The sequence below is a fragment of the Streptomyces sp. LS1784 genome, assembly GCF_020103755.1.
Taxonomy (GTDB): Bacteria; Actinomycetota; Actinomycetes; order Streptomycetales; family Streptomycetaceae; genus Kitasatospora.
This window is the reverse complement of record NZ_JAHSQD010000839.1, coordinates 1-2,612: the sequence shown is the minus strand read 5'-3', so window position 1 is coordinate 2,612 and position 2,612 is coordinate 1. Positions and strand designations below refer to the sequence as shown.

Here is a 2,612-nt window from a genome sequence, read left to right as displayed (position 1 = left end):
CGGGCCGCGGGCTCCGCAGCCGTACGGCTGGAAGGCGTCCACGCCCACGTCGGCTCCCAGGTGCTGGACCCGGCCGAGCTGGCCGACGGCGCCGCGGCGGTGGCCCGGTTCGCGGTGGAGCACGGCCTGCGCCGGCTGACCGTCGGCGGCGGCCTGGGCGTGGCCTACCTGAACGGGCAGAGCGCCCCCTCCTTCGCCGTCTGGGCCGAGCGGGTCCGCGCGGCGGTGCGCGGGGCCGGCTGGAGCGGCGAGGTGGGCGTCGAGCCCGGCCGCTCGATCGCCGCCCGGGCCGGGCTGACCGTGTACCGGGTCGGTACCGTCAAGCGGATCGAGGCCGTGCGCACCTACGTCAGCGTGGACGGCGGGATGAGCGACAACCTGCGCCCCGCGCTGTACGGCGCCCGCTACGAGGCGTTCCTGCCCCGCTGCCCCGAGGCGCCCCGCCCTCGGCGTGCCCGGCTGGTCGGCAAGCACTGCGAGAGCGGCGACGTGATCGTCGACGACGCCGCGCTCCCCGCCGACCTGCGGGTCGGCGACCTGCTGGCCACCCCGGTGACCGGCGCCTACGGCTACGCCATGGCGTCCAACTACAACAAGCTCCCGCGGCCCGCCGTGGTCTTCGTCCGGGACGGCGAGGCCCGCCTGGTGGTGCGCCGCGAGACCGAGCACGACCTGCTCCGGCTGGACGTGGCCGCCGACGGCGGCGCCGGGGAGCCGGTGGCTGCGCAGCGGGCACTCGCCTCATAACCTGGGCCGATGCTGAACAGCGCCCGACTGCTCGTCCTCCTGGAGATCGCCCGCCGGGGCACCATCGTGGCCGCGGCGCAGGCCCTGCACCTGAGCCCGTCCGCCATCTCGCACCAGCTCGCCCGTCTGGAGCACGAGCTGGGTGTCGCGCTGGTGGAACGGGCTCCGCAGTCCCTGCGCCTGACGCCCGCGGGCGTCCGGCTGGCCGAGCACGCCCAGGCGATCGCCGACCTGATGGCCGTCGCGCAGGACGACCTGCGGGCGCACGCCCAGGGCGCGGCCGGCGTGCTGCGGATCGGCTTCTTCGCCTCCGCCGGGCTGGACCTGCTGCCCCGGGCGCTGGCCGCGTTCGCCGCCGGGAACCCGCAGGTGGAGCTGGAGCTCATCATGGGCCAGCCGCACGAGCTGGTCCCGGACCTGGAGGCCGGCCGGCTGGACGCGGCCGTGGTCTTCGAGCACCCGCTGGACCCGTGGTGCCGCCAGGCGGCGGTGGACGTGCGGATGTACTTCGAGGAGCCGCAGCTGGTCGTGGTGCCGCTGCGGCACCGGCTCGGGCGGCGCTCGGTGGTGCGGCTGGCCGAGCTGGAGGGCGAGAGCTGGATCGGCACCCACGGCGGCAGCACCGGCGAGCCGGTGCTCGAACGTGCCTGCGCGGCCGAGGGGTTCCGCCCCCGGGTGCGCTGCCGCAGCGACCACTACCAGGTCACCATCAACCTCGCGCGGGCCGGCATGGGCGTCGCGCTGATCCCGGCGCTCGGCCTGGCCGACAGCGCCGGGGTGCACGTCTGCCGGCTGGACCACCCCCAGCTGCACCGCCGGATCGGGGTGGCCACCCGGGCCACCAACCGCAACCCGGTGCTCCAGGCCTTCCTCGCCGAACTCGGCGCCGCCGCCGGGGAGATCAGGTCCCTGCTCGACATGCAGTGGGCCTGATCCCCCCGGCTCGAAGCCGTCAGGCGGGCCGCTGGGCCCAGGCCGCGAGCGCCCGGCCGACGTCCCGGATGGCGTGCACGGCGGCCCGTTCGGTGCTGGGCCCGAGCGCCACGTCCCAGTGCGAGACGACCGCGTAGGCCACCCGGCGGGCGCCCACGATGACGCCCGCGTCCGCCCGTACCCCGGTGTCCGTACCGGTCTTGTTGGCCACCAGCAGGCGGCCGGGCAGCGGCTCGGGGAAGCCGGGCGCGTACGGGTCGTGGTCGATCAGCGCGGGCACCAGGCCGTGGTCGGTGTTGGCGCGCATCCAGCCGAGCAGCCGGGCCGAGGCCGCCGGGGTGGCCATGGTGCCCTGGACCGCGAGGGCCACCAGGCGGGCCAGGTCGCGGGCGGTGCCGGTGGCGAAGACCGGCGGGACGTCCGGCCCGCGCTCGTCGCGCACCCGGTCGTGCAGGGTGAGCCGTTCCAGGCCGAGGTCGCGCGCCAGCCGTGCGGTGGCCGGCAGGCCGACCAGCCGCAGCAGCGCGTTGGTGGCGGTGTTGTCGCTGACCGCGGCGGTCAGCCAGGCCAGGTCCTCCACCGTCCAGCCCGGGCGGCTGAGCCGGCCGAGCAGGCCGGTGCCGCCGGTGACGTCCTCGGGGAGGATCTCCACCGGCTGCCCGGCCGTCAGTTCTCCGGTGTCCAGCCGCCGGGCGACCTCGGCCAGCAGCAGCAGCTTGGAGGCACTGGCGACGGGCAGCACGACGGTGTCGTCCACCCCGACCGCACCGCCGTCGGCACCGGTGTCCGGGCCGGGGGCGTCCACGTCGACGGCGGCCACCGCGAGGGTCAGCGGGAGCGCCGCCGAGCTGCGCGCGGCGGCGGCCACCTGGGCGAGGCTCATCGGACCCGCACCACCTCTCCGGCCCGGATCGCGGTCGGCCGCCCGCCGC

2 protein-coding genes and 1 pseudogene are annotated in these 2,612 nt (G+C 76.9%); 2 read left to right on the top strand and 1 reads right to left on the bottom strand.

The features are described from left to right. Both KS423_RS43195 and KS423_RS43190 read left to right on the top strand, forming a co-directional pair. Window positions 1-747: pseudogene (locus KS423_RS43195) on the top strand (diaminopimelate decarboxylase); the annotation flags it as partial. A 9-nt stretch (window positions 748-756) separates the two neighbouring features. Beyond that, on the top strand, window positions 757-1,680 hold the full coding sequence (locus KS423_RS43190; protein ID WP_224285163.1) for a LysR family transcriptional regulator: 924 nt from the start codon (window positions 757-759) through the stop codon (window positions 1,678-1,680). A gap of 19 nt (window positions 1,681-1,699) precedes the next feature. Here KS423_RS43190 and KS423_RS43185 read toward each other — a convergent pair whose 3' ends face one another. Next, on the bottom strand, window positions 1,700-2,563 hold the full coding sequence (locus tag KS423_RS43185) for a serine hydrolase (protein ID WP_224285162.1): 864 nt from the start codon (window positions 2,561-2,563) through the stop codon (window positions 1,700-1,702). Window positions 2,564-2,612: the final 49 nt, after the last annotated feature.